The 24,420-nt window shown below is 62.8% G+C and carries 22 protein-coding genes; 15 read left to right on the forward strand and 7 right to left on the reverse strand.

What is annotated here, in order from left to right; translation table 11 throughout:
* Nucleotides 1-36 precede the first annotated feature (36 nt).
* Nucleotides 37-1,110: a beta-propeller fold lactonase family protein gene (locus BLW03_RS09040; RefSeq protein ID WP_074653502.1), complete on the forward strand. Its 1,074-nt coding sequence runs from the start codon at nt 37-39 to the stop codon at nt 1,108-1,110.
* Nucleotides 1,111-1,239: 129 nt separating this feature from the next.
* Nucleotides 1,240-1,578, forward strand: coding sequence for a c-type cytochrome (locus BLW03_RS09045; protein ID WP_074653504.1), 339 nt, complete (start codon nt 1,240-1,242; stop codon nt 1,576-1,578).
* A 188-nt stretch (nt 1,579-1,766) separates the two neighbouring features.
* Here BLW03_RS09045 and BLW03_RS20420 read toward each other — a convergent pair whose 3' ends face one another.
* Nucleotides 1,767-2,606, reverse strand: a complete 840-nt coding sequence (locus BLW03_RS20420) for an anti-sigma factor (RefSeq protein WP_139285157.1) — start codon at nt 2,604-2,606, stop codon at nt 1,767-1,769.
* Nucleotides 2,603-3,193, reverse strand: coding sequence for an RNA polymerase sigma factor (locus tag BLW03_RS09055; protein ID WP_212733165.1), 591 nt, complete (start codon nt 3,191-3,193; stop codon nt 2,603-2,605). Before BLW03_RS09055 ends, BLW03_RS20420 begins: the two co-directional genes overlap by 4 nt.
* A 304-nt stretch (nt 3,194-3,497) precedes the next feature.
* Here BLW03_RS09055 and BLW03_RS09060 point away from each other — a divergent pair, with 304 nt between their 5' ends.
* Both BLW03_RS09060 and BLW03_RS09065 read left to right on the forward strand, forming a co-directional pair.
* Complete coding sequence (locus BLW03_RS09060; RefSeq protein ID WP_244502021.1) at nt 3,498-6,170, forward strand: TonB-dependent receptor; 2,673 nt, start codon at nt 3,498-3,500, stop codon at nt 6,168-6,170.
* 62 nt (nt 6,171-6,232) lie between these two features.
* Nucleotides 6,233-7,336: an FUSC family protein gene (locus BLW03_RS09065; RefSeq protein WP_074653508.1), complete on the forward strand. Its 1,104-nt coding sequence runs from the start codon at nt 6,233-6,235 to the stop codon at nt 7,334-7,336.
* Nucleotides 7,337-7,486: 150 nt separating this feature from the next.
* Here the strand turns inward: BLW03_RS09065 and BLW03_RS09070 are convergent, their stop codons facing one another.
* A complete protein-coding gene (locus BLW03_RS09070) occupies nt 7,487-8,080 on the reverse strand; it encodes a KdsC family phosphatase (protein ID WP_074655892.1) in 594 nt (197 codons plus the stop codon).
* A gap of 82 nt (nt 8,081-8,162) precedes the next feature.
* On the opposite strand from BLW03_RS09070, the gene BLW03_RS09080 reads away from it, so the two are divergent.
* The 6 genes from BLW03_RS09080 (at nt 8,163) to hemG (ending at nt 17,302) form a co-directional block, all read left to right on the forward strand.
* Nucleotides 8,163-12,980, forward strand: a complete 4,818-nt coding sequence (locus BLW03_RS09080; RefSeq protein WP_083350427.1) for a DEAD/DEAH box helicase — start codon at nt 8,163-8,165, stop codon at nt 12,978-12,980.
* Nucleotides 12,977-13,165, forward strand: coding sequence for a DUF5522 domain-containing protein (locus tag BLW03_RS09085; RefSeq protein ID WP_074653510.1), 189 nt, complete (start codon nt 12,977-12,979; stop codon nt 13,163-13,165). The genes BLW03_RS09080 and BLW03_RS09085 overlap by 4 nt, the downstream gene beginning before the upstream one ends.
* Nucleotides 13,166-13,250: 85 nt before the next feature.
* On the forward strand, nt 13,251-13,523 hold the full coding sequence (locus tag BLW03_RS09090; protein ID WP_074653512.1) for an oxidative damage protection protein: 273 nt from the start codon (nt 13,251-13,253) through the stop codon (nt 13,521-13,523).
* A gap of 30 nt (nt 13,524-13,553) precedes the next feature.
* Nucleotides 13,554-14,624: a uroporphyrinogen decarboxylase gene (hemE, locus tag BLW03_RS09095; protein ID WP_244502022.1), complete on the forward strand. Its 1,071-nt coding sequence runs from the start codon at nt 13,554-13,556 to the stop codon at nt 14,622-14,624.
* Nucleotides 14,621-15,904: a ferrochelatase gene (gene hemH, locus BLW03_RS09100; protein WP_074653515.1), complete on the forward strand. Its 1,284-nt coding sequence runs from the start codon at nt 14,621-14,623 to the stop codon at nt 15,902-15,904. Before hemE ends, hemH begins: the two co-directional genes overlap by 4 nt.
* Before the next feature lie 3 nt (nt 15,905-15,907).
* Entirely contained in the window at nt 15,908-17,302 is a 1,395-nt protein-coding gene (hemG, locus tag BLW03_RS09105) for a protoporphyrinogen oxidase (protein ID WP_074653516.1), read from the forward strand.
* A gap of 151 nt (nt 17,303-17,453) precedes the next feature.
* Here hemG and BLW03_RS09110 read toward each other — a convergent pair whose 3' ends face one another.
* The gene (locus tag BLW03_RS09110; protein WP_074653518.1) at nt 17,454-17,990 is read right to left on the reverse strand and encodes a 2'-5' RNA ligase family protein; all 537 of its coding nucleotides are present in this window, start codon (nt 17,988-17,990) and stop codon (nt 17,454-17,456) included.
* Complete coding sequence (locus BLW03_RS09115) at nt 17,990-18,676, reverse strand: DUF2059 domain-containing protein (RefSeq protein WP_170835001.1); 687 nt, start codon at nt 18,674-18,676, stop codon at nt 17,990-17,992. The genes BLW03_RS09110 and BLW03_RS09115 overlap by 1 nt, the downstream gene beginning before the upstream one ends.
* Before the next feature lie 47 nt (nt 18,677-18,723).
* Between BLW03_RS09115 and BLW03_RS09120 the strand changes: the two genes are divergently transcribed.
* From BLW03_RS09120 to moaC, 4 genes are read left to right on the forward strand one after another with little or no spacing between them, the layout of a single operon-like run.
* The gene (locus BLW03_RS09120) at nt 18,724-19,956 is read left to right on the forward strand and encodes a molybdopterin molybdotransferase MoeA (protein WP_074653521.1); all 1,233 of its coding nucleotides are present in this window, start codon (nt 18,724-18,726) and stop codon (nt 19,954-19,956) included.
* A gap of 10 nt (nt 19,957-19,966) precedes the next feature.
* Entirely contained in the window at nt 19,967-20,200 is a 234-nt protein-coding gene (locus BLW03_RS09125) for a hypothetical protein (protein WP_074653523.1), read from the forward strand.
* A 24-nt stretch (nt 20,201-20,224) separates the two neighbouring features.
* Entirely contained in the window at nt 20,225-20,443 is a 219-nt protein-coding gene (locus tag BLW03_RS09130) for a hypothetical protein (protein WP_074653525.1), read from the forward strand.
* Nucleotides 20,440-20,958, forward strand: a complete 519-nt coding sequence (gene moaC / locus BLW03_RS09135; RefSeq protein WP_074653526.1) for a cyclic pyranopterin monophosphate synthase MoaC — start codon at nt 20,440-20,442, stop codon at nt 20,956-20,958. The genes BLW03_RS09130 and moaC overlap by 4 nt, the downstream gene beginning before the upstream one ends.
* On the opposite strand, the gene BLW03_RS09140 is transcribed toward moaC, so the two are convergent.
* Both BLW03_RS09140 and BLW03_RS09150 read right to left on the reverse strand, forming a co-directional pair.
* Nucleotides 20,953-21,792 carry a LytR/AlgR family response regulator transcription factor gene (locus tag BLW03_RS09140; protein WP_074653528.1) on the reverse strand — a complete coding sequence of 280 codons (840 nt, stop codon included), beginning with the start codon at nt 21,790-21,792 and terminating at the stop codon, nt 20,953-20,955. The two genes, moaC and BLW03_RS09140, sit on opposite strands and share 6 nt — an antisense overlap.
* Nucleotides 21,793-22,176: 384 nt before the next feature.
* Nucleotides 22,177-23,118 carry a hypothetical protein gene (locus BLW03_RS09150; protein ID WP_074653531.1) on the reverse strand — a complete coding sequence of 314 codons (942 nt, stop codon included), beginning with the start codon at nt 23,116-23,118 and terminating at the stop codon, nt 22,177-22,179.
* A gap of 461 nt (nt 23,119-23,579) precedes the next feature.
* Here BLW03_RS09150 and rnc point away from each other — a divergent pair, with 461 nt between their 5' ends.
* Nucleotides 23,580-24,419, forward strand: a complete 840-nt coding sequence (gene rnc / locus BLW03_RS09155; protein ID WP_074653532.1) for a ribonuclease III — start codon at nt 23,580-23,582, stop codon at nt 24,417-24,419.
* The last annotated feature ends 1 nt before the right edge of the window (nt 24,420 follow it).

Consider the following 24,420-nt stretch of genomic DNA (forward strand, 5'->3'; position numbering starts at 1 on the left):
AAGCGAACTGCACAATTAGATCAACAAGGACGGACCATGCGGAACACGCGTCACCTGGTACTTTCGGCAAGCCTGCTCGTCGCCCTCACCGGATGCAAGTCCGCACCCAAGTCCGAGGCGCCTGCCGCGCCCGCGGGTCCAACCATGGAGACGGCCAAGGGACCGCGCATCTACGTTACGGACGAGGTCTCCGGCGAACTGACTGTCATTGACGCGACCACCATGAAGCAGTTGGAGCAGTTGAAGATCGGCACGCGTCCGCGCGGCATTCATGCCAGCCCGGATGGTAAGACGTTGTACATCGCACTGAGTGGCACGCCCATCGGCGGTCCGGGCGTGGATGAGAGCACGCTGCCACCCAGCGACCACTCCAAGGACGGCATCGGTGTCTTCGACATCGCAGCGAATAAGCTGCTGAAGATCATCCCGGGTGGCAGCGATCCGGAAAACTTCGACCTGAGCAAAGACGGCAAGAAGCTCTATGTGTCGAACGAAGATGAGAGCGCTGTTTCCATCATCGACATCGACAGCGGCAAGATCGACGCGACCCAGAAGATGGGCGCGCAGCCGGAGGGCGTGAAGACGTCGCCGGACGGCAGCTTTGTCTTTGTCACCTCGGAGGCAGGCGGAACCATCTCCGTGCTGGATCCGAAGACTGGCAAGATCACCGCGACCTTCCCGGTCGGCCATCGCCCACGCAACGTGGCCTTCACGCCTGACGGCAAGACCGCGTATATCAATGCGGAAAACGATGGCACAGTCACTGTCATCGATGTTGCAAAGAAGAAGATCGTGAAGACCATCGAACTCGGCAAGCCGGGTGAGGTGAAGCCCATGTTCGTGCTGATGTCGCCCGACGCGTCGAAGCTGTACACCAGCACCGGACGCGGTGGTAAGGTGGTCGTCATCGATACAAAGACACAGGCACCGGTGGGCGATGTGGCCGTGGGCAAGCGTCCCTGGGGTATCGCACTGTCACCCGACGGCAGCACGCTCTACACGGCCAACGGCCCTTCGAACGATGTGACCGCTGTCGACCTGGCCACCATGACCGTCAAGGCCAAGGCGCCCTCGGGCGGAAGCCCCTGGGGTCTGGTGGTTCTACCGTAGTTTTGCTCCTATGAAAGGCCGCGCCACAGCAGATCAAACGCGGGCGCGGCCTTTGCATCTTATGATTCGTCTTACCGTCGAACCCACTTCTGCCACCGGCCAATGCCGGGGCCAAAGGATTTACCCAGCATGCGCAACAGCAGCAAGGTTCTCTTCTCCAGCGTGGCCGTTCTTGGCCTGTCGTTCCTGAGCGCGGGCGCGCAGATGAGCGAAGCCGCCACCCACGGCAAGGCCACCTTCGACTCCAAGTGCGCCATCTGTCACAGCGCCGATACCACCGACAAGAAGATTGGCCCGGGCCTGAAAGGCCTGTACGCCCGCGGGGTGATGGCGGACGGCACCACCAAGGTTACCGACGAAACGGTGACCGATCGCATCATGAACGGCAAGGTTCCCATGCCGCCATTCAAGGACCAGTTGAAGCCCGTGGAGATCACGGAAGTCGTCGAGTATCTCAAGACGCTGTAATCGGCCTCTTCCCTTCTCGCTTATCGCAGGACCTGTCATCCTGAGCGAAGTCGAAGGACCTGCTTTCTCTTGCAGCGCTACAAATGTGTGTGGGAGTTCCCATGCACATTTCGAGCACCGCAGGCGGAATGCAGGTCCTTTGACTGCGCGCTGACGCTCAGGATGACAAGTCTTTGTGTGTGTGAGGGTCAGCGCTCCAGCACTGGCAATCCATCCGCCGCGGCCACCGTGCTCACCGGCCGGTCCGCATGGAAGTACTTCTTATAAGCCGCAACCCAGTCCGTTGCCAGCTCATGCTGAGCCGCCGTCAGATCCAGTTGGCCGCCGCAGACCATGCTGTGCAGCTTTGTCTCCAGCGCGTCTTTCGCCGTCGCATTCCAGACGGTTGAGTGATACGGCTCAGGCCATAAATTTTCGACATCGTCATCACCGCCGAGTTGCGGGTTGATCAGGTAATCCACCTGGTATCCGCGAGCCGCACGATCATCCATGCCATAGGCACGGAAGACGGCGCGCTGTTTCTCCACGGGCACCTTCGGATCCAGATCGTTGTCCGGCAAACTGCATAATTCGGACAACGCCACGGGACGCACGGCACCCGGAGTCAGCGCACGGACTGGCTTCGGGCCGGTCTCCTCATAGGGCCCCATCCGGTCCTGCAGTGGCCGGTACGCCTGCTGCCAAGCGATTGAGACTGCCAGCAGAGCGGCCACGGACGCCAGCCGCGCGAGCATTTTTGGTTGCCGCAATGTATGCAGCCAGGAAACTTCGCCACGGACAGCAGCAGCCTCCGCCAACCGGGATTGCAGATGGTTGCGCAACGCGTCCTCCGCTGCATCCGCAGGGACCACCTTGAGCTCGTCCAGATGCTCCGAAGCTGCCTTCAACGCTGCGTGTTTCGCCTGGCAGATCCTGCAACTGTACAGGTGCTTTGCAAACTCCGTTGCCTGCTGCTCCGACAACTCCCCCTCCTGCAACAGAAGGATGTCCTGGTCGCGAAGGTGTTGGCCGCGCAGGAAGAGTGTCATCGCGCGTCCATCCTCTGCAGTCGCTCGAATGAGCGCGCGAGCGACGCTGCGACGGATCCGAGGGAGATGCCGAGCGTACCGGCAATCTCGCGATACCGCATGCCATCCGCGCGCAGCCTCAGACACATCTGGTCCGTCTCCGGCAGCGCACGAACGACGGCGCGCAGGCGCTCCTGACGTTCGCTGAAAAGCACATGCTCTTCCGGCCCTGGACCGTCGTCGCACACCTGGATCTGGGCTGTCTCCTCCGGCACGGCAGCGCGATACTCGGCATGCACTGAAGCGCGACGCTTGAGCGAAAGATTGTGAGTCGTCCGGAAGGCCCAGCCGGAAAGGTTCTCACGCGAGCGACCGGCCTGCAGATGCCGGAAGAGCGCCAGGAAGCACTCCTGCAGAACATCTTCCGCATCATGACGTGCGATCCCGAACGACAGGCTGTACCGCAGCAGCCGATCACGCAGATCGTCAAACAGAGCCAGCACTTCAGCCTGCAGCGCCGCAGTGTCCTGCGATGAGACGGCTTCCACCCCCGGTGCACTCTGCGCGGCAGTGCGGAACAGGCTGATCGGATTGGAGAGGCCGGCCATGGAGAGGATAAGCAGCATTATGGCGCACGGACGTAACGCGTGTCATCGCACAAAGCTGCGCAGGGAAGCAGAAACAAACCCGCAAAAAAGGCTGAACAGATTGGTGCGCCCCGGAATATAGATGTGAATCCGCTCTCTTCTCCGCGATGTGCTCTTCATTCCGTGGAGCACGACATCTCCCGGTATCCACCCGGCCGCAGCACTTGTTTGTCTTGAAGGAATAAGCAGCATGCCGTTTGTTCGCAGTACCTTACTTCTGCCCGTTCTGCTCTCAGCCGCTGCATCTGCGATCGCGCAGGAGCCCATGAGTAGCATCCACCTGCAGGTGAACGATCCTGCGGGCCGCGCGCTCGTCTCGCACGGCGTGCTCTACGGGCCCAGCCCCAGCCGTCGTGTGCAGACGGAGAGCGATGGATCGCTTACGCTCTCCGACCTCGCCTTCGGCCGCTACACGCTGGTGTTGTCTAATAGCGGCTTCGCAGCGCAGACATTGCACTTCAATCTTCGCTCTACTGAGCCGGTGCAGCGCACCGTCGTGATGACCATCGGCAGCACGAACACCAGCGTGAATGTCATTGCATCCACTCCGATCGGATCGCTGGATGTCCCTCTGAGCGATGTGCCTCTGCCCGTTCAGACAGTCACCTCGCAGACCATCGAAGACACCAACGCCATTGACCTGACCGACACATTGAAACGCCGTCTGAACGGCGTTTATGTGAACGAGAATCAGAACAACCCCTTTCAGCCGGACGTGAACTATCGCGGCTACACCGCATCGCCGCTTGTCGGCGCGCCCGCGGGACTGTCGGTCTATCTCGACGGTGTTCGCCAGAACCAGCCCTTCGGCGATGTCGTGCAGTGGGATCTGATTCCCAAGGTCGCCATCAGCACCACGGAACTCATCCCCGGATCAAACCCTGTCTACGGCCTCAACACCCTGGGCGGCGCCATCGCGGTGCAGACGAAAGATGGCATCAGCAACAGCGGGTTCTCCATCAGCGGCTATGGCGGCGGCTTCGGCCGACGCGCCGTCGATGCGGAGTGGGGCGGCAGCAAAGGTCCGTGGAACTGGTTCGCAGCCGGCACGCTCTTTCATGAGGACGGATGGCGCGTTCAGTCGCCATCCAGCGTGAAGCAGTCCTTCGCAAAGATCGGCTATGCGCACAAAGACACACTGCTCTCGCTCTCCGGCGGCTATTCGATCAACAACCTCATCGGGAATGGCACGCAGGACTTCCGCGCGATGAATCGCACGACCGGCCTCAATCATGGCTATGGCAGCGTCTACTCGATCCCCGATGCCACTTACCAGCACCAGCCTTTCCTGACGCTCAACGTGACGCAGACCCTGAGCCACGGCTTGAGCATCAACGGCAATGCCTACATCCGTTCCACACGCACCAACACCAGCAACGGCGATGTCAACGACAACAGCTTCGATCAGTCGCTTTACACCCTGAGCACCGGGGACAAGACCGCTCTGACGGCGGCACACATTCCGTTCCCAACAACGCCCATCACCGCGGCGAACACTCCGTTCCCTTACCTGCGCTGTGTCGCGCAGACGCTCGAAAAGGCAGAGCCCGCGGAGAAATGTACCGGCGTAGACACGGACACGGTCAATCGTCAGCATGCCTATGGCGCCAGTGCCGCGCTCTCATGGAACACCACGCACAACAAGCTCGCCGTGGGTGCGGGGTTTGACCGTGGCGGTCTGACCTTCATCCAGACGTCGCAGTGGGGCTACCTGAACCCGGACGGCATCACCATCACACGTGTTCCCTCGTTCTCTGACGGCAGCGAGATTGACGATAGCGGCAGCCCGATCGACAGCCGCGTCAATCTGCATGGTGTGACGACAACGCCCAGCTTCTACCTCACAGACACGCTGAGCCTGGGCAAGTGGGTCTTCAACGCCGGCGGCCGCTACAACCACACCAACATCGACAACACAGACCGGCTGCCACCATCCGCCGCGCACGGTACGCTGACAGCCGTAAACATCTTTCAGCGTTTCAACCCGACTGCGGGTATGGTCTACAAGCCCAGCGCAATGCTCAATGCCTACTTCGATTACGGCGAAGCAAGCCGCGCACCAACCTCCACAGAGCTTGGCTGCGCCGACCCCGACTTTCCCTGCTCGCTGCCCAATGCGCTTGTCAGCGATCCGCCGCTGAAGCAGGTGGTCAGCCGCACCTACGAGTTCGGCTTCCGCGGCAATCCAGACGGCCGGTACCGCTACTCCGCCGGCTATTTCCACACAATCAATTACGACGACCTGCTCTTCGTCGCATCGCAGGCGACCGGTTTTGGCTACTTTCAGAACTTCGGCAAGACGCGGCGCCAGGGCGTTGAGGCATCAACCGCAGCACATCTGCGCAACGTGGATCTTGGGGTTGACTACACCTTCCTCGAAGCCACGTATCAGAGTCCGCAGGTCATCGAGGCCGACAGCAACAGCAGCAACAGCAACGCACTTGCGGGCGAGAAAGGCGTAACGGACGGCGGTCTGATCACCATCCTGCCCGGCAATCACATCCCGCAGGTGCCGCAACACATGTTCAAGACCTACGTGGACTACCACCCGCTGAAGAAGCTGGGGATCAGCGCCGACTTCAACGCCATCGGCAGCTCCTTCGTGAAGGGCAATGAAAACAACCTGCACCAGGCGGACGGTCAGTACTACCTGGGCAGCGGTAAGTCGCCGGGCTACGGCGTCGTCAATCTCGGCTCACGCTACACCTTCAATGCGCACCTGCAGCTCTTTGCAGAGATCAACAACCTGCTCAACCGGCACTACTACACCACCGGTCAGCTCGCCACGACGCCCTACGACAACAACGGCAACTTCATCGCGCGGCCCTTCACGGCGTATGCCAGCGGAGATTACCCGCTGCGCAACACCACCTACTTCTCGCCCGGTGCACCCATCACGCTCTTCGGTGGTGTAAAGGTCAGCTTCGGCACACGCTGAGCAGCCTCGCAGAGCCGCACGACGCAAGACAAGCATGCTCGAAAAGCCGCATCATAGAGTTCGTGGCGGAGAACTTTCGATCCCAACTCGTGGCATTTGACTGGTCGAAATCCGAACCACTCCATGCATTTCTCTGCCTGCCGGGCATCGCACTGCCGCTGATCGTCGGCCTGCATTTTGGCTATCCCGGTACAGCCGCACTGATGGTCGGCGGAGCACAGTGCGTCGGCTTCGGATCCTATCAACCGCCACTCTTCCATCGCTCCGGCGCGATGCTTGCTGCGTCCATCGGCATTGCCATCTCGGCACTGGTCGGAGCGCTCTGCCGGGACAGCACGACTGCGCTGCTGGTCACGTCCGTCGTGTGGGCTGTGCTCTACGGTCTGTCCAACAGCATCAGCACAGCGACCGCATGGGTCGGCCAGCAGTGCTGTATTTTTCTCGTCGTCTCGTCCGCAGCGCCAAGCACGCCCGGCACAACGCATGACCTGGTTTATTCCGCGCTGCTGCGTGGAGCGGGCGTGCTGGCGGGTGCCTTGCTCCAATACGCAATCCTGCTGCTCTGCCGATACTTCGTTGCAGCGGCGCAGACACGTTTCTCAAGCCCGGACTTTGATCCTACGCACTTCCAGCGAGCCTTCCTGCTGGAGCAGTTGAAGCCCCGCAGTGGCGCCTTTCAGTTCGCACTGCGTATGGGCGTCACAGCAGCGGTTTCCATCGCAATCTACCGGGCGCAGACGTGGACGAGCGCCTACTGGATCGGCATGACCGCGTTGTTAATCCCGAAACCGGAGTTTTCCGCCACGGCCCTGCGCGCCTTACTACGTGCTGCCGGCACACTCGCGGGCGCCGCACTCTGCACCGTCATTGTGGTGGAGCTGCAGCCTCGCGGCATGTGGCTCGCACTGCTGGTCCTCGTCTTCCAGTTCGCCGCCTACCTGCTGGCCAACGTGAACTATGGCGCTTTCGCGCTCGCGCTGACGGGTTACATCTGCTTTGTACTGGCGGTCGCACATCAGCCACCACGCGAGGTGATGCTGCATCGCGTTCTTGCCACGCTGGCCGGCACAGGCATTGCGCTCGCCGTGCACCTGGCGTTCATCCTTGGCCGTAAGGCGCTGAACATCACGCCGCCAACACTCCACTCCCTCGAAGAGCGGCTGTAACACCACCGATCCGGATGCCCGTCCATAAGCGATGCCGATGGACGGGAGTTTCGCAAAGTGCGGCAGGACTCACGACGGCTTCTGCGCTGAGTAGAACCCACTCATGCGCAAGAAGGCCGCGCATGAATGGGGCACACCGACGGCGTTGGATTACTGGACGCCGTGGCCGATGTCCGTCGCCGTACCAGCCTGGCGCAAATACTCCTCCATCGACTCCAGCAGGACGCCCTTCGCATCCAGGATCAGATCAATCGTGTCGCGACCCGCGCCATGTCCACCCGCGCTGGGCGTGACATAGTGCGCCGCGGCCTTCACCTGCTCACGCGCATTCCACGTCGCGACCGCAAGCCCAACTGCACGCATCGGCGGCAGGTCGATGATGTCGTCCCCGACATAGGCAATCTCATCCAGCGCGACATCCGCCTCTGCCATGATGGAGCGGATCGCCTCCATCTTCTGCTGCGATCCCTGGTGAATGAACTCAACTTTCAGGTCGCGCATGCGAACGGCAACCGTGTCGCTCGACCGCTTGGTGATAATGCCGAAGCGCAGCCCGGCAATGCGGCCGATGCCCATGCCCAGGCCGTCATGCGCGGAGAAGCCCTTGACCTCAACGGACGCGACAGAGCCATCCTCTTTCTTACCGGTGGGGATGAAGTACAGCATGCCGTCGGTCAGCACACCATCCACATCGAAGACGACAACTTTAATCTTTGCGGCGCGTTCCTGAAGTTCGATTTCCATAACTTCCATCTTCTCAGAGGACCAGATTGCACCAGAATCGAGGCGCCAAAGCGAACAAAGGACGAAGGCGATAGAATTCGGCATGGCCGCCTTCGCTCCCCTGCCGATTGCCGCAACACTGCCGGAGGTCCCTGCCGCCCTGGCGTGGGCGCACCCCGTGGTGCAGCGATGGTTCGTGGGAAAATTCGGCACACCGACGGAGCCGCAGATCGAGGGCTGGCCCGCCATTCTGCGCGGCGAACCCACACTGATCTCTGCACCGACCGGCAGCGGCAAGACACTCACGGCCTTTCTCGTCGCCATCAACCGCCTGGTCACGGAGGCGATGGCGGGCACACTGTCGCCATACACGCAGATCGTCTACGTCTCACCGCTCAAAGCGCTGAGCAACGATGTGCAGAAGAACCTGGAAGAGCCACTGCGCGAGATCCTGCAACTCGCGATGGAAGACGGCTATCTCTTCCCAGGCATCCGCACTGGCGTGCGCACCGGCGACACACTGCCAAAAGAGCGCGTGGCCATGCTGAAGCAGCCGCCACACATTCTGGTCACCACACCGGAGTCGCTCTACCTGTTGCTGACGAGCGCGAAGGCGCGCGAAAACCTGCGCTGCGTGCACACCGTCATCGTCGACGAAATTCACGCCATGGCCGACGACAAGCGCGGAGCGCATCTCGCACTCACCCTGGAACGCCTCGACGCACTCGTCACCGGAGAGAATCGCCTGACACCGGGCGCCATGCTGATGGGTATGGCCAAAGCACCACAACGCATCGGCCTCTCCGCAACGCAGAATCCGATCGAGCTGGTTGCGGATTTCCTCACGGGAGTGCCGAGTGGAAGGTTTAGAGAACAGGGAACAGGGAAGAGCGCCCCCTCTGAGATTTGTCATCCTCAGCGAAGCGCAGCGAAGTCGAAAGCCTGCCCTGAGCTTGTCGAAGGGGACCTGCATTCCGCGCGCACATCACAAATACCGGAGGAAGCCAGCAACTGTTCCCTGTTCCCTGTTTCCTATCCCCTTTACCGTCGCGCCACCATCGTCCAGGTAGGACAGCGTCGCACGCTCGATCTCGCCATCGAAATTCCCGCCACCGAACTCGGCAGCGTCCGCGACAGCAAGATGTGGATCGAGATCGTGGATCGCATGGCCGAACTTGCGCGCGAACACCGCTCCACGCTCGTCTTCGTCAACACCCGCAGCATGGTGGAACGACTGTGCTGCGCGCTGGGCGAACGGCTCGGGGAAGAGAACGTCGCAGCACACCACGGCTCCCTCTCGCGAGCACTACGTCTCGACGCGGAGCAGCGCCTCAAAGCCGGCGAGATCCAGTGCCTCGTCGCCACCGCATCGCTCGAACTGGGCATCGACATCGGTGCCGTCGACCTGGTCATCCAGCTCAACAGCACACGCGCCGTGGCCGTCGCCATGCAGCGTGTGGGACGCGCAGGCCACTGGCGCGGAGCCATCCCTAAGGGCCGCTTCTTCGCCTCCACGCGCGACGACCTGTTGGAGCAGGCAGCGCTCGTCCGCGCCATGCGCTTGGGCTCGCTCGACAAGCTGGAGATTCCACCGCAGCCGCGCGATGTATTGATGCAGCAGATGGTCGCCATGTGCGGCGCGGAGCCGTGGGAAGAGGATGCGATGTTCGCGCTGGTCACCCGCGCGTATCCGTATCGCGACCTCTCACGCACCGAGTTCGACGAGATCGTCACGTTGCTGCACACCGGCATTGAGAACTCTCGCGGACGCTACGGCGCGTACCTTCTGCGCGACGGTGTCGCCGGCGTGCTGCATCCACGGCGTGGCGCACGCATGACCGCCATCGGCAACGGTGGCGCCATCCCGGACACGGCGATGTTCTCCGTGGTCCTAATGCCCGAAGGCCACACCATCGCCACACTCGGCGAACACTTCGCCGTCGACAGCGGACCGGGCGATGTCATCCAGCTGGGCAACTCAAGCTGGCGCATTCTCACCGTCGAAAAAGAAGGCCGCGTCCTCGTCGAAGATGCGCACGGCGCGCCGCCCTCCGTGCCTTTCTGGGATGGTGAGGCACCGCAACGCACGGACGTCCTCAGCGACTTCGTCGGCGACCTCCGCAAAGCCATCAGCGACCGCACGCAAGGCGTGCACCATGAACGTGTCATTCCTGAAGATCCCGTCGTCGCGGACGCCGTCGCATGGCTGATGGAAGAATGCGCCGTGTGCCAAAGCGCCGCGATGCAACTGGTGCAATACATCGTCAGCGGCCGCGCCGTTTTGGGCTGCGTGCCCACCAAGACCACCATCGTCGCCGAGCGCTTTTTCGATGAGGGCGGCGGCATGCAGCTCATCCTGCACGCACCCTTCGGCGGCCGCATCAACAAGGCGTGGGGACTCGCGCTGCGTAAGCGCTTCTGCCGCGGCTTCAACTACGAGCTGCAAGCAGCCGCGACCGACAACGGCATCAACATCTGCCTGGCCGAACAGCACAGCTTCCCGCTCGCCGACGTCTTCCACTTCCTGACAGAACACACCGCGAAAGAGCTGCTCGAACAGGCCTCGCTCGCCTCCCCCATCTTCAAGACACGCTGGCGCTGGGCTGCGAACCGCTCGCTCCAACTGCTGCGCTTCAGCAAGGGCAAGAAGGTACCGCCGCAGATTCAACGCACGCGCGGTGAGGACCTGCTGGCCTCCGTCTTCCCGCAAGCCGCGGCATGCTTCGAGACGATCGTCGGCGACATTCAGATCCCGGATCACCCGCTCGTCCGTGAGGTGATGCAGGACGTGCTGCAGGAAGCAATGGATCTGGAAGGTCTGCAGCAGATCCTGCGCGCGATGCACGATGGCACCATCGAATGCATCGCCGTCGACACGCCCGTGCCCTCCCTTTTCTCGCACGAATTACTCAACGCCAACCAGAACGCCTTCCTCGACGAAGCCGACCTGGGCGAGCGCCGCGCCCGCGCCGTCTCCCTGCGAGGCACCATCCCCGACTCCGTCCTCGGCGAAGCAGGCCGACTCGACCCCGCAGCCATCCGCCAGACCCGCTGCGAGATCTGGCCCGACCTCCGCGACGAGCACGAGTTGCACGACCTGCTCTTCAGCACCATCGCTCTGCCGGTGGCACTGTTCAGAGAACAGGGATCAGGGAACAGCGAACAGCATCCGCGAGGCGAAAACGACCGGGTGCCCCATTCTTGCGAAGCAAGGGCGGGTTCCGATGCCTGCAATGACGAAGAAGTCCAGGCTCACCGAGCACAAGCAAGCCGCCACTGGCCGCTCTTCTTCGAGCGCCTGCAAGCACGCGGCCGCGCTCAGATCCTCCGTTTCGGCAAAGAAGACTGCTGGGTCGCAACCGAACGCCTCGAGCACGCACAGGCACTGCAAGCAATCACCTCAAACGCCGGCCCCGCAGCGAAAGGCGCAGAAACTGTTCTCTGTTCCCTGATCCCTGTTCCCTCTCACGAAGAAGCCCTCCGCCTCCTGACCCAGGGCATCCTCCAGATCCTCGGCCCCACCACCGCCCGCAGCATCGCCGCGCTCCTCTCACTCCAGCCACGAGCCCTCGTACAGCAACTCGTCGCCATGGAGATGCAGGGCCTCGCGCTCCGCGGCATCTTCGAAGCACCCGCCGCGGCCGAGGACGACAAGGACGTCGAGTGGTGCGAACGCCGTATCCTCCAGCGCATTCACCGCCTCACACTCGGCGCACTGCGCAAGCAGATCGAAGCTGTCACGCCCGCCGTCTTCATGCGCTGGCTTGTGCGCTGGCAGCATCTCGGGCCGCAGACGCAGCTCGCCGGAGAAGAGGGCGTGCTCGAAGCCCTCCTCCAACTCGAAGGCTTCGAAGCGCCTGCCATCGAGTGGGAGCGGAACCTGCTGCCGCAGCGCGTCAAGGACTACGACGGCAAGTGGCTCGACCAGCTCTGCCTCAGTGGCGCTGTCGGCTGGGGCCGCATCTCGCCGCACCCCGCGTGGGCCGCCGGCGACGGTGCCGCACCGCGCCGCGTCATCCCCACCAACATGGCGCCCATCACCTTCTTCCTGCGTGAAAGCGCCGACTGGCTACCGGCAGCGCTCGCCGCCAAGTGCATCGAAGAAGACAAACTCCAGCAAGCCCTCTCGCCCGAAGCGCTCTCCATCCGCAACACCCTGCGCGAGCGCGGCGCATGCTTCGCCAGCGACCTGCAGCGCATGTGCGTCCTCAGCAAGCAACAAACACAGACCGCCCTCTGGGAACTCGCCACCGCCGGCATCGCCTCTGCTGACGGCTTCGACCAGTTGCGCATCATGATGGATCCCAAGCGCAAGCCGCTGGCCGCCGAACCCGTCGTGAACGGCGCGCGCCGCGGCACACGCAGCACCGCGGGCCGCTGGTCGCTCTTCACAGAAGAAGAGCACCGCGAACTCTCCGCGCCCGAACGAGCCCGCGAGCAGGAAACCTCCCTAGCCGCCGCCGCACGCATGTTGCTGGCGCGCTACGGCGTCGTCTTCCGCGACCTTCTGCAACGCGAGGCCAACGTGCCCAAATGGCGCGACCTGGTCCGCATGCTGCGCCGCCTGGAGGCGCGCGGTGAGATTCGTGGTGGCCGCTTTGTCCACGGCTTCAACGGCGAGCAGTTCGCGCTGCCCGAGGCCGTCGAAAGCCTGCGCGCCACACGTGATCTGAAGCAGGACGACGTGGTGACACTCGCCGCCAGCGACCCCGTCAACCTCATCGGCGTCATCGTCCCTGGCGAGCGCACCAACGCCGTCGCCGGCAAAAAAGTCCACCTGCGCGGCGGCGTGCCGTGTGACGTAGCAGGAGAGCCTCTTGACGCAGTCGCAACACCGCAGGGCATCCGCCGCAACACCGCGCCGCGCGTAGACAAACCCATCCCCGTCCTCGAGCCTCCACAAAGCGGCCTCTTCGCATGAGCGACTCGCAGCAGCCCCTGGCCGACGAAGACACCTACTACGACGGTCCATTCCTCGTTTTCACCGCGGCTTATCTGCGTAAACGCGGTACCTGCTGCAACAACGGCTGCCGACACTGCCCCTACGACGAGAATGGCGAGATCGTGCCGGGTAAGGGCGAGCGCGATGGAACGCCCGCCCGCTAACAGATCGCCCAGCCATGTTGATCCCACAGCACTCCGCCGATCCTGCACCGGTACAATCAGAGGTGGTTTAGGAGCACGGATCGACATGGCACACATGGTTTTCTGTTCGAAGTACAAGGCTGAGATGGAAGGGCTGGATGAGCCGCCCTTCGATTCCGATTTTGGCAACAAGATCTACAACACCGTCAGCAAGAAGGCATGGGGCGAGTGGATTGAGCGTCAGAAGATGCTGCTGAACGAATACCGTCTGCAGCCCTGGACACCGCAGGCGCAGGAGTTTCTCGTCGAGCAGATGAACGACTTCTTCTACGGTTCCGGCGGCGAGCTGCCGAAGGAGTTCGTCGCTCCGACGGCGTAGCAGATGACCGACGTTTCAACAGTTGTCAAAATGTCAAAACAACGCGCTGACGGCCTGTCTGACAGCCGCTTTGTCCGTGCCTGCCTGTGTCAGCCGGTCGACCGCACCCCCGTGTGGTTCCTGCGCCAGGCCGGCCGTTACATGCCGGAGTACATGGCCGTACGCCGCAACCATTCGCTGCTGGAGATCTGCCGCACGCCCGATGTTGCCGCCGAGGTGACCATCACCGCGGCCGAGCGCCTCGACGTGGACGCCGCCATCATCTTCGCGGACCTGTTGCTGCCCTTCACGCCCATGGGTCTCGACTTCGAGTTCGTCAACGGCGAAGGTCCCGTGGTGCATCAGCCCATCCGCACCCGCGAGCAGGTCGAAGCGCTGCGGACCGACCGCGCGGATGAGTTGAACTACGTCGCGCGCGCGATTGAGCAGGTCGCGAAGCACTTCGCACCAGCCCGTCCGGACGGCGATCGCCTGGGCATCATCGGCTTCATCGGCGCTCCGTTCACGCTCGCCAGTTACATGATCGAAGGCGGATCCTCTCGCAACTACGTCGAGATGAAGAAGCTGATGTACAGCGACCGCACCGCGTGGTCCATGCTGATGGACAAGCTGAACACCGTGCTCGCAGCCTACGCCGCACAGCAGGTGCAGGCCGGCGCGGACGTCATCCAGATCTTTGATAGCTGGGCCGGTGCGCTCTCCGTCGCGGACTATCGTGACTTCGTTCTGCCCTTCACCACCGAGCTTGTGCAGCGCGTCAAGGCACTGGGCGTCCCCGTCATCTACTTCGGTGTCGACACTGCGTCGCTGCTCAGCACCATGCGCGAGACCGGCGCAGACGTGCTCGGCCTGGACTGGCGCGTGCCGCTCGAGGAAGGCTGGCGTCTCGCGGGCGAAGGCGTCGCCGTACAGGGCAATCTCGATCCCATTGCACTCTTCGCACCGGAAGACCTGCTGAAGCAGCGTGTGCAGCAGGTACTGGATGCGGCAGGCAATCGTAACGGTCATATCTTCAATCTGGGACATGGCATCGTTCCCGGCACACCCGTCGACGCCGTCATCAACGTGTCGAAGTGGGTCAAGGAGCTGAGTGCGCGATGATCAAGGACCTTCCCTATTTTCTGATTGGGCTCGCCGCGGAAAAGCTGAACCTCGAAGAGCAACTTAATCCGAACGACCGGGCGCCCCACGCCTCGCCTCCGAGACATGGGAGTGATGCTTCCGTAGGTAAGGAGGCTCGCATCCTCGCGCAGTATGAGGTCAGCAACGCCGACCAGATCGCCGCAGCGATGGCCGCGCCCGAAGTGAAGCAGCCGGAGCCGGAACACTTCGACGCCATCCTTCTGCTGGCACACGGCACCCCCGATGTGCTGGGCGAGATGGATGCGTACCTGAAGCTGGTCACCGGTGGACGTGGCGTCCCGCCGCACGTGGTGCACGAACTGCAGGAGCGCTATGCCGAGATCGGTCTGCGCGACGAACCCACCGCAGAAGGTCCGCACCTGACCCGGTGGACGCTGCTGCAGGGCAAGCTGCTCCAGCAGCGCATCGGCACGCCGGTGTACGTGGGCATGCGCAACTGGAAGCCCTTCATCGCCGACACCGTCGCGCAGATGAAGGACGCAGGCGTGAAGAAGATTCGCGCCATCTGCCTCGCGCCGCAGAACTCGCGGACCAGCGTCGGCCTCTATCGCCGAGCGCTGGAAGATGCGGCAGCAGGTGCGTTTGAGATTGACTTCGTCTCCGGCTGGAGTGAGCACACACTCCTCGTCCGCGCCTTTGCAGAGAAGATGCGCAAGGCCTATGAGACCGCACTTGCAACCGGCGGGAAGACGGCCATCCTGTTCACCGCGCATTCGGTTCCCTGCCGCACCATTCAAGCAAAGCCCAGCGAACATCACGGCATGATGCTGACGACCGATGCTGATACCTACGCCATCGAATGCAAGGCAACGGCGAAGCACATCGCCGAAGAGTTGAGCGACATCCTGGACGAGAAAGACTGGTACTTCTGCTTCCAGAGCCAGGGCCTCAGCGGTGGCCCATGGATCGGACCAGGCGTGCCGGACCTGCTGGCTGCGCTGAAGCAGGAAGGCTACACGCGCGCCGTACTGCAGCCCGTGGGCTTCCTCTGCGATCACGTCGAGATCCTCTACGACATCGACATCGACTTCCAGAAGGTCGCTGCGGAGATCGGCGGCATCACCGTCTCCCGTGCCGAGAGCCTGAACGATTCGCCCACGTTGATCGCTGCACTCGCGGACCTTTCCCGGCGCGGCGTGCGGAGCCTCCCGACCCATCCTGTGCAACAGCCGCACGTTGCTGCAGAGATCCTGCTGACGCTCGCTCCCGTGGAAGAAGCACAGACTGTGAGCGCCTGACCGATGGCTCGCTCCGTTGCTATCATCGGCGGCGGCATCGCTGGACTCGCCGCAGCCTACGAACTGCAGCGGATGCGCGAGGCTGGTGCGGATGTCTCCTTCACACTCTTCGAACAATCGAATCGTCTCGGCGGCATTGTGGAGACACATCGCCAGGATGGTTTCGTCATTGAGTGCGGCCCCGATGGCTGGGTGACGGACAAGCCGTGGGCACGCGAACTGGCCGAGGAGCTTGGCCTGGGCGACGAGGTCATCCCGTCCCAAGACGAGGCGCGCGTCACGTGGGTGCTCCGCGATGGCAAGCTGGTCGCCATGCCCGACGGCATGCGCATGATGGTGCCAGAGCGGCTGGATGCCGTGATGCAATCGCCGCTGTTCAGCGAGACCGCGCGCGCCGCATACGCTGCGGAACCGGGCCGCGCCGACGAGTTGAAGGCGTCGGCACCAGATCATGATGAGTCCGTTGCAAGTTTCGTAAGGCGTCACTTCGGCGAAGAGGTACTGCGCGTCGTGGGCGCACCGCTGCTTGGCGGTGTCTTTGGCGGCGACGTCGAAAAGCTGAGCGTGCGTTCGGTCATGGCGCCGTTCGTTGCCATGGAGCGCGAACACGGATCGCTGACGCTTGCACTTCAGGCCCGCGCAGCAGAGCGGGGCGGCAGGCGTGCGGCGACGGTCTTCACCTCGCTGCGCAGCGGTACGGCGACGCTGATCGATCGCATGGTCGCCGCAATCTCTCCAGACGCCATCTGGATCGGACGCGGCATTGTCTCGATGGAACGCACGTCCGTGGGATGGCAGCTGCAGGACACGCTGGGCGCCGAAAAAACATACGACCACGTGATGCTCGCAGCACCTGTCCACGTGGCTGCTTCGCTGCTTGAGCCGGTCAATGCCGAGGCTGCAGCGCTGCTCAATATCCCATCAAGCTCCGCCGTCATCGCAGGCTTTGGCTACGCGGCTGACGCCGCACCGAAGCTCCCCGCAGGCTTCGGCTTTCTCTCACCCGATGGCGAAGATTGCCAACTACTCGCAGGCACCTTTGCCGATCAGAAGTTCGACGGACGCGTCCCGCCGAGCGGCAAGTCCGTTCGCGCGTACTTCGGTGGCGCCCGCGCCGATGCACTGATCCCCTGCAGCGATGAAGAGATCGCCGCGACCGCAAAGCATGAGTTGAAGAAGGTACTGGGTCCGTTGCCTGAAGCCGCTGTAACCATCGTGCGCCGCTGGCCTGACGCGCTGCCGCAGTATGAAGTGGGCCACGGCGATCGCATGGCGCAGTTGCAGCAGTATGTCGATGCCATTGGTGCGCTGCACCTGCTGGGCAACGGCTACCGCGGTGTCGGCCTGCCAGACCTGGTCCGCGACGGTCGCGCAGCAGCACGATCCCTTATCGCGTAAGTGACGCCGTCACTTGCGAGCAAATGCTTGTTTTTCAGAGGGACATGGCTTCAGCCATGTCGTATCGGTGCAAAAGAAACGCGGCTTTAGCCGCTGAGGCGAATTCTTTAGGGGCTGAAGCCCATGCATCACTCGACTAAGAATGGCAGGGCTAAAGCCCTGTCCCTCCAAAAGCGTTGCTCCGCTCAGCACCCTCGCCAAAGAAGCTGAACCGTTGCATGTATTCCCACGGGCCATCGAGATAGCGCCAGAGATCCAGTCCAACCGCACGCACTGGGATCGGCTCAAACCGCACGAGCAGCAATGCCAGCGTCTCCTTCGCAACCTCAGGCGTGACCTTGTTTTGCACCACCACGTGCGGCCGGAATCCCTGACGATCCTGCGCGCTCAGGTGCTCCGCAAACGCCACGGACAACCTGCGATGGAGCAGCACGGCGGACGGCGCGTCGAAGAAGTAAGCTACACCGCGGCCGATGGATTTCGGTGCGGTCATGTCCAAAGAAAAAGCAGCCTGCGAGCCGCTAATCTCCCGCAGACGCGCGACTGTCTCGTCCGTCTCCGGCAGCGTATGGAAGAGCGTCAGATGGGCGGGGATGCGATTGCGCGCGATCGGGAAGTGCCGCTGGCGCAGCGACTCGAAGCGGTCTTGCGCTTCGTCGTCGAGCGCCAGCGTTAGAACACAGCTCATTACTTCTTGGTGGCAGGTGCGGCCGGCTTCGCCGTTGTGGTGGAGGGCTTCGCTGCGGGTGCAGCGGGCGCAGCAGCAGGTGCCGGTGCGGCGGCCTGCATCTTCTTTGCGTAGTCTTCCGTCATGGCGCCCAGCTTCGGCTGCAGATCCTTGATCTTGTCCTGCACCATCGTCATGGTCTTACCGGCAATCTCCGGGCTCTTGGTCAGCAGCGCCATGCCTGCCGGCGACTTGTAGAACGCGATGATCCCGTCGAGGTCCGCATCGGTAAAGGTGTCAGCGTAACTCTGTACGACGGCCGGGCGCAGCTTCTCCCAACCAACTTCGTCATTGGTCAGGTCCTGTACCTGCTTCAGGTAAGTGGTGGTCAGCGTCGTCTGCGCGGGCGTCAGCGTACCCTGGCCGGACTGCTGCTTCGCCATGCCGTTAATGCGCTCCTGCAGGTTGGAAAGCTGTTCCTTCATCATGCTGTCAGTGTGGGTCAGTTGCAGCATCTGCTCAGCCTTGGCGCGGTGGCTGGCATCATCGGCATGCGCGAAGGGCGCAGCGGCCAGGCAGAGTGCAACGGCGAGGGTGTGCATGGAACGCATGAGTCGATCTCCAATGTTGTTGCTGGGGCTGGCGCAGAACATCGCGCGTGAGTGCTGCTGGGCGTTGGACGGAGCGCGCTGCAAATTGGCTCTCATCCCCTCCAGACAGGATACGCGTTCCCGGCCCATGTACCCTCAGGAACATGGCACTGTTGTCCTGTTCTGACGCGTTACAAATCGTTGCTTCCAAGATGCCGTCCCAGGCCCTGAGTACTGCGACGGAGCGTATCCCGCTCACATCCGCCCGCGGCCGCGTCCTGGCGCAGGCGATCATGGCAGACCGTGACCAGCCCCCCTTTCCACGATCGACGCGCGACGGTTTCGCCCTGCGATCCAGCGATGCAAACTCGCCCATGCGATTAATCGGTGCAATCCGCGCCGGCGAGCAGTGGACCGGAGCGCCTCTGCAGCCGGGGGAGGCGCTTGAGATCATGACCGGCGCTCCCGTCCCCGAAGGCGCCGACGCCGTGGTGATGGTGGAACACGTCACTATCGAAGACGCGATGCTGACGCTGCAGCCGGGCCGCACCCTGTCCGTCGGCGAGAACATCGTCCCGCGTGCCGCCGAGGCCCGCGCCGGAGATGTCCTGCTCCAGGCCGGCGTGTGTATGGGTGCTGCGGAGATTGCATTGGCCGCATCGGTCGGGGCGGCAGAGATCGCGGTCTTCGCGCAACCGGTCGTAGCCGTGCTTGCCACCGGCGATGAACTGGTCGCGCTCGACATCACTCCGGATGCGATGCAGATCCGCAACTCCAACTCACACGCACTCGCCGCGCTGGTGCAGGAACATGGCGGGGTCGCGCGTATCCTGCCACCCGCGGCGGACACGCGCGAGTCGCTGCATGCCGCCATCACCGGAGCGCGCGATGCCGCGATGCTGGTGCTCTCCGGCGGCGTCTCCGCAGGCAAGTACGACTTTGTGGAGGACGTCCTGCTCTCGCTGGGCGCGGAGTTCTTCTTTACGGGCGTCGCCATGCAGCCCGGCAAACCAGCCGTCTTCGGCCGCATCCCACCGACCGCGGAATTCCCCGAGCAGTGGCTCTTCGGCCTGCCCGGCAACCCCGTCTCCACGCAGGTGACGGCACTGCTCTTCGCCATGCCTATGGTCCGCGCGCTCGCCGGGGAAGCCGAAGCGCAAGCCAATTTTGCATTGGCGAAGCTGACCGTTGAAGTCAAAGTCAGGCCGGGCCTTACGCGATTTCTTCCCGCGCGCATGGACTCGTCCCTGGCCGGTGCGACCGTGAAGCCCACGGGCTGGCAAGGTTCCGGCGACCTGAACGCGAACGCCCGCGCCAACTGCTACCTGGTCGTACCGCCGGACGCCACCGCGCTGCAGCCGGGCGACGTCGTGACGGTCCTGCTGCGTTCGCGGTAAGCTCGTCCGCATGAGGCCGGATCGCACCAACCCGGAACCGCGCGAACTCACGGCAAGCGAGCGCGCCGGCGCCATGCTGATCGTAGCGGCCATCGTGCTGCCGGTGCTGTGTACCGTGGCCATCCTCGTCACAAAGCACTTCCTCTGGGTGCACTACAACACGCACACCATCGAACTGTGGCTGGTACTCGACGCAGCCATGCTGATCACAGGTGTCCTGCTGCGCGGTGAACAGCACTCCTGAAGCTCACTGCGGTACGCTGAAGTCATGAGCACGGAACGCCGACACACCATGCGGGGCACCATCGCAAAAGCAATGATCGCACTGGCAGTGCTGGCGCCGGCCCTGCTGCTGCTGAGTGTCTTCATTGCCCGCAACTTCGGGCGTAATGTCGTCTGGAGCCGCAGCTTCGTGCAGACGATGTTTATCGTCTCCGCAGGACTGCTGGGTGCGGGCCTGCTGCTGCACCGTGGAGAAGACCTGTGAGTACACACCGAGACGGCGCAAAACTATCGCACTTCAACGACGCCGGTGAAGCGCACATGGTCGACGTCAGTGACAAGAAGCCAACACGCCGCGAGGCTGTCGCCGAGGCCTTCGTCGAACTAAACGCCGACGTGCTCGCCGCACTGCCGCAGAACCCCAAGGGCAATCCGCTGGAGGTCGCACGCTTCGCCGGCATCACCGCCGCCAAAAAGACCGCGGACCTCATCCCCATGTGTCACCCGCTGCCGCTCTCGTTCATCGATGTCGAAGCGACCATCGTGCATCCGGCCGCGCTGCTCAAGACCGGCGGTGGCGTTCGCATCCGCGCAACCGCCGCGACCGTCGCAGGCACCGGCGTCGAGATGGAAGCGATGACCGCCGCAGCCGTCGCCGCACTCACCGTCTATGACATGACGAAGGCGCTGGACAAGGGCATCCGCATCCGCGAGATCGTTCTGCTCAGCAAGAAGGGCGGGAAGAGTGGGGACTACGTACGCAGCGCCGAGCCGCTATAGATTGAAGAGTTCGCGCAGCCGTTTGATCTGCGCGCGTGCCACGGGAATCTCCGTGGCCTTGCGATCGTCCATCCGCAGCAGGTAGCTCGACTTGAACCACGGCACCACCTCGCGGATATGCTGGATATTCACGACAAAGCTGCGATGCGCGCGCCAGAATGTCTCCGGATCCAGCTGGTCTGTCAATTCTTCCAGTGTGCGGACGTTGCTCATGCCTTCGATCGCCGGTGTCACAACGGAGATCGCGCCCTCTTCAATTGAAGCAAAGCAGATCTCACGCTGATCGACCAGCAACAACCGCTGCGCGGAACGCACGACCACCTTGCCGGAACGCGGACGCGTCTGCGTTGCGGCAGCGGTCGCCTGTGTCTCCAGTAGCTTCAGCAGTGACTCCAGCCGCTCCTCCGCGCTTGCCTGGGGCACGGTCTCAATCGCAGTTTCGGACTGCGCCGTCGATGCGGCGGCGCGGCGCATCCTTGCCTTCTCGATCGCCAGTGCCACACGCTTTTCTTCAAAGGGCTTCAACAGGTAATCAATCGCGTTCACTTCAAACGCGCGCACCGCGTACTGATCGTAGGCCGTGGCGAAAATAACCTCCGGCATCACGAATTCGCGATTTTCCATCAACCGCTTCAACACGGCGAAGCCGTCCAGCCCCGGCATCTGCACATCCATGAAAACCACATCCGGCGCATGACTGCGAACCGTCTCAACGGCCTCGATACCATTGGAGGCCTCGGCAACCACCTCCACCTCGCCCACCCGATCCAGCAGGTAACGAAGCTCGCGCCGCGCAAGCGCCTCATCATCGACGATGACTGCAGATAAACCCATCGAGAGAAGTATAGGCGCGTAGGAATCCAGCAGTATTCTCAGGGCATGATCGACGCCGTCGCATGCATCGGCCTCCTGCTCATCGGCGGCGTCTTCGGCAGAAGCCTTCCTGCTCCAACCCTGATCTGTCATCCTGAGCGAAACAAAGCGCAGCGTCGTGCAATCGAAGGACCTGCATTTCGCTTCGCGGTTTCACAAATGTGGAGGGCGCTCCAGCCATATTTGTGCCGCCACCAGCAGGATGCGGGTCCTTCGACTTCGCTGCGCTTCGCTCAGGATGACAGCTCCTAGTGAGGCGGTCCGTTCTGCGCTTCGCTCAGGATGACAGCGCGAGCAAGGGAACGATCCGGCCCTGAAAGCAACGCAATCTGGCTCTGAAACCAACTACATGTTCGTGTGGCCGCCGCGCATCTCTTCGTTAAAGGTGGGACGCGTGAAGGCAAGTGCCTCGGCCATACGCTCCTCGTACTCGCCGTGGTGGCTCATCAGAGGCTCGGTGCTCGCGGCAAACTCGAACTTCGGATCGAGCTTCAGGATGCCCTCGCCGGCCAGTGCCTCAGCCGTCTTCTTCAACGACTCAACCGTTGTGTTGAGGTACTGCGCATCGCGCGGATCTGCAATCCACACCGGCTCACCGCCGCCCAGGATGCCGCTGGCCCAGTAGACCTTGGCCGCAAGGAAATCCGCGCGCTGCTGCTCGTCGGTGTCATTGAAGATGAAGCGGCCCTGCTTCGCCGAGTAGTAGCGCGTCGTCACCGGCACCGGCTGGCGGTTGCCGCTCTTCGTCAGTTCGATCTGGCCCTGATCCAGGATCTTGCGGACGGCGTTGTAGATAAAGCTCTCCGCAAAGATCTGCTCAGGCGCCGGAACGACCTCGGCAAACGTGACCGTCATGCTGGCCGAAACCTTGGCCTTGAGCTGCTGATCGGCGGGCGTCTTGCCGTCTTCCAGCTTGGTGTCGCCGTGCACGATGTAGGTGTCGGCGCCGCTGGTGGACAGGTGGAACGGCCACTGCCAGCCGCTCATGCTCATGGGCAGGCCGCCCAGCGTGACGTAAACATCAGGCCGAGGATTGCGCAGACGCTGCGCGACTTCCAGCAGGAAAGTATGCACGGGCTTGCTGCAGACAGGGTTCGCCAGGTCGAAGCCAACACCCAGTTCCAACTGCAGGGTCTTCTCCGGCGCGGACGGCAGCGCCAACGTGTACTTCTCGGTCGGCGCGCCGTTAAAGCCAGAACTGACGACACCATCCAACACGGCCAGACCGGCCTCTTGCGCAGCCTTCTGCACACCCTGCGACAACTTCGTATCCAATGCGATTGCCATTGCTGCTCTAAGCCCTCTTGCGGTTTCCGTACGCAGCCCTCACAGGGCCGCGCCAAATCTGAAATTTCGTGACACTCCATGGTAACGCGACGGGCCGGACGGGCCTAAACCGGCCGGTCTCCACGAGATCGTCCCGATGCCGGGTGCCCCCTCAGAGTTGTCATCCTGAGCGGAACGGAGCGTGGCGTAGTGCAGTCGAAGGACCTGCATTCTGTTTGTCGTTGCACACAGGTTGACGGCAGACCTCGCACATCTTTGCCGCTGCAAGCGGAATGCAGGTCCTTCGACTCCTCTACGCTCCGCTCAGAATGACAAATCCAGGAGGAGGACAACTCGAGATGATGACAACTCACTCAGGAGGAAACATCGAGAGAATGACAACTCGCTCGGACGACAACTCGAGGGGATCGCCATTCAGGCCCATTGAGTCCCGCTCCCGCGAACCCGTACCATGGAGGACGATGGCAAAGCGCCCCACCAAGACGGCAACTGCGGACGATTCGCTGGAAGTGCGCCTCCGCTACCGCTTCCGCGACGCCGCTCTGCTGCAACTGGCGCTTACGCACAGCTCCCTTGCCTTTGAAGCGGGAGACGGCCGTACCAACGCTACCGGCGAAGACAACGAACAGCTCGAATTCCTGGGCGACGCCGTCGTCGGCCTGCTCATCACGGAATTGCTCGTCCGCCACTTCCCGGAGCGCCGCGAGGGCGACCTGACCCGCATGCGCGCCATGCTGGTCAGCGGCAAGGGCATGGGCGAGGTGGGCGTCCGGCTGGGCCTTGGACGCGATCTGCATCTGGGCAAGGGTGAGGACGCCAGCGGCGGACGCACCAAGTCTGCCTTGCTGGCCGACGCCGTCGAGGCACTCGTCGCCGCAATCTATCTCGATGCGAACGCAGCCACACCCGGCGGCAACGGTGGCGCCGGCCTGAAGGCCGCGCGATCGTTCGTCGAACGAGAGATCTTCCAGCCGCGCCTGGCCGAACTGAAGTCTGCCGCGCAGCAGGGCGCACGTTTCGGCGGCATCGTCGGCGATTGGAAATCGGCACTGCAGGAGCTGCTGCAGGCGCGCGCAGCCGGCCAGCCGCTCTACCGGACGGTGGAAGAGATCGGCAACGACCATAACAAACGCTTCCGCGTGGAGGTTCTGCTGGGCGACCGCGTCCTCGCCGAAGGTGAAGGCACCAGCAAGAAGTCTGCGCAGCAGGCTGCCGCGCGCGTGGCGTACGACGTCCTCTCTCCTGCAGTGGGCGAACTCGCGGACGACTCCGGCATTCCGGCTACGGGCACGCAGGGATGAT

It is taken from the genome of Terriglobus roseus (assembly GCF_900105625.1).
GTDB lineage: Bacteria > Acidobacteriota > Terriglobia > Terriglobales > Acidobacteriaceae > Terriglobus > Terriglobus roseus_B.

What these genes read in the sequence shown, in the direction of transcription:
- BLW03_RS09130 (WP_074653525.1), top strand. Translation starts at nt 20,225, where the DNA reads ATGAGCACGGAACGCCGACACACCATGCGGGGCACCATCGCAAAAGCA.
- hemE (WP_244502022.1), top strand. Translation starts at nt 13,554, where the DNA reads ATGTCAAAACAACGCGCTGACGGCCTGTCTGACAGCCGCTTTGTCCGT.
- BLW03_RS09125 (WP_074653523.1), top strand. Translation starts at nt 19,967, where the DNA reads ATGAGGCCGGATCGCACCAACCCGGAACCGCGCGAACTCACGGCAAGC.
- BLW03_RS09085 (WP_074653510.1), top strand. Translation starts at nt 12,977, where the DNA reads ATGAGCGACTCGCAGCAGCCCCTGGCCGACGAAGACACCTACTACGAC.
- BLW03_RS20420 (WP_139285157.1), bottom strand. Translation starts at nt 2,606, where the DNA reads ATGACACTCTTCCTGCGCGGCCAACACCTTCGCGACCAGGACATCCTT.
- rnc (WP_074653532.1), top strand. Translation starts at nt 23,580, where the DNA reads ATGGCAAAGCGCCCCACCAAGACGGCAACTGCGGACGATTCGCTGGAA.
- BLW03_RS09080 (WP_083350427.1), top strand. Translation starts at nt 8,163, where the DNA reads ATGGCCGCCTTCGCTCCCCTGCCGATTGCCGCAACACTGCCGGAGGTC.
- hemH (WP_074653515.1), top strand. Translation starts at nt 14,621, where the DNA reads ATGATCAAGGACCTTCCCTATTTTCTGATTGGGCTCGCCGCGGAAAAG.
- hemG (WP_074653516.1), top strand. Translation starts at nt 15,908, where the DNA reads ATGGCTCGCTCCGTTGCTATCATCGGCGGCGGCATCGCTGGACTCGCC.
- BLW03_RS09150 (WP_074653531.1), bottom strand. Translation starts at nt 23,118, where the DNA reads ATGGCAATCGCATTGGATACGAAGTTGTCGCAGGGTGTGCAGAAGGCT.
- BLW03_RS09040 (WP_074653502.1), top strand. Translation starts at nt 37, where the DNA reads ATGCGGAACACGCGTCACCTGGTACTTTCGGCAAGCCTGCTCGTCGCC.
- BLW03_RS09070 (WP_074655892.1), bottom strand. Translation starts at nt 8,080, where the DNA reads ATGGAAATCGAACTTCAGGAACGCGCCGCAAAGATTAAAGTTGTCGTC.
- BLW03_RS09090 (WP_074653512.1), top strand. Translation starts at nt 13,251, where the DNA reads ATGGCACACATGGTTTTCTGTTCGAAGTACAAGGCTGAGATGGAAGGG.
- BLW03_RS09045 (WP_074653504.1), top strand. Translation starts at nt 1,240, where the DNA reads ATGCGCAACAGCAGCAAGGTTCTCTTCTCCAGCGTGGCCGTTCTTGGC.
- BLW03_RS09055 (WP_212733165.1), bottom strand. Translation starts at nt 3,193, where the DNA reads ATGGCCGGCCTCTCCAATCCGATCAGCCTGTTCCGCACTGCCGCGCAG.
- BLW03_RS09115 (WP_170835001.1), bottom strand. Translation starts at nt 18,676, where the DNA reads ATGAGAGCCAATTTGCAGCGCGCTCCGTCCAACGCCCAGCAGCACTCA.
- BLW03_RS09060 (WP_244502021.1), top strand. Translation starts at nt 3,498, where the DNA reads ATGAGTAGCATCCACCTGCAGGTGAACGATCCTGCGGGCCGCGCGCTC.
- BLW03_RS09110 (WP_074653518.1), bottom strand. Translation starts at nt 17,990, where the DNA reads ATGAGCTGTGTTCTAACGCTGGCGCTCGACGACGAAGCGCAAGACCGC.
- BLW03_RS09140 (WP_074653528.1), bottom strand. Translation starts at nt 21,792, where the DNA reads ATGGGTTTATCTGCAGTCATCGTCGATGATGAGGCGCTTGCGCGGCGC.
- BLW03_RS09120 (WP_074653521.1), top strand. Translation starts at nt 18,724, where the DNA reads ATGGCACTGTTGTCCTGTTCTGACGCGTTACAAATCGTTGCTTCCAAG.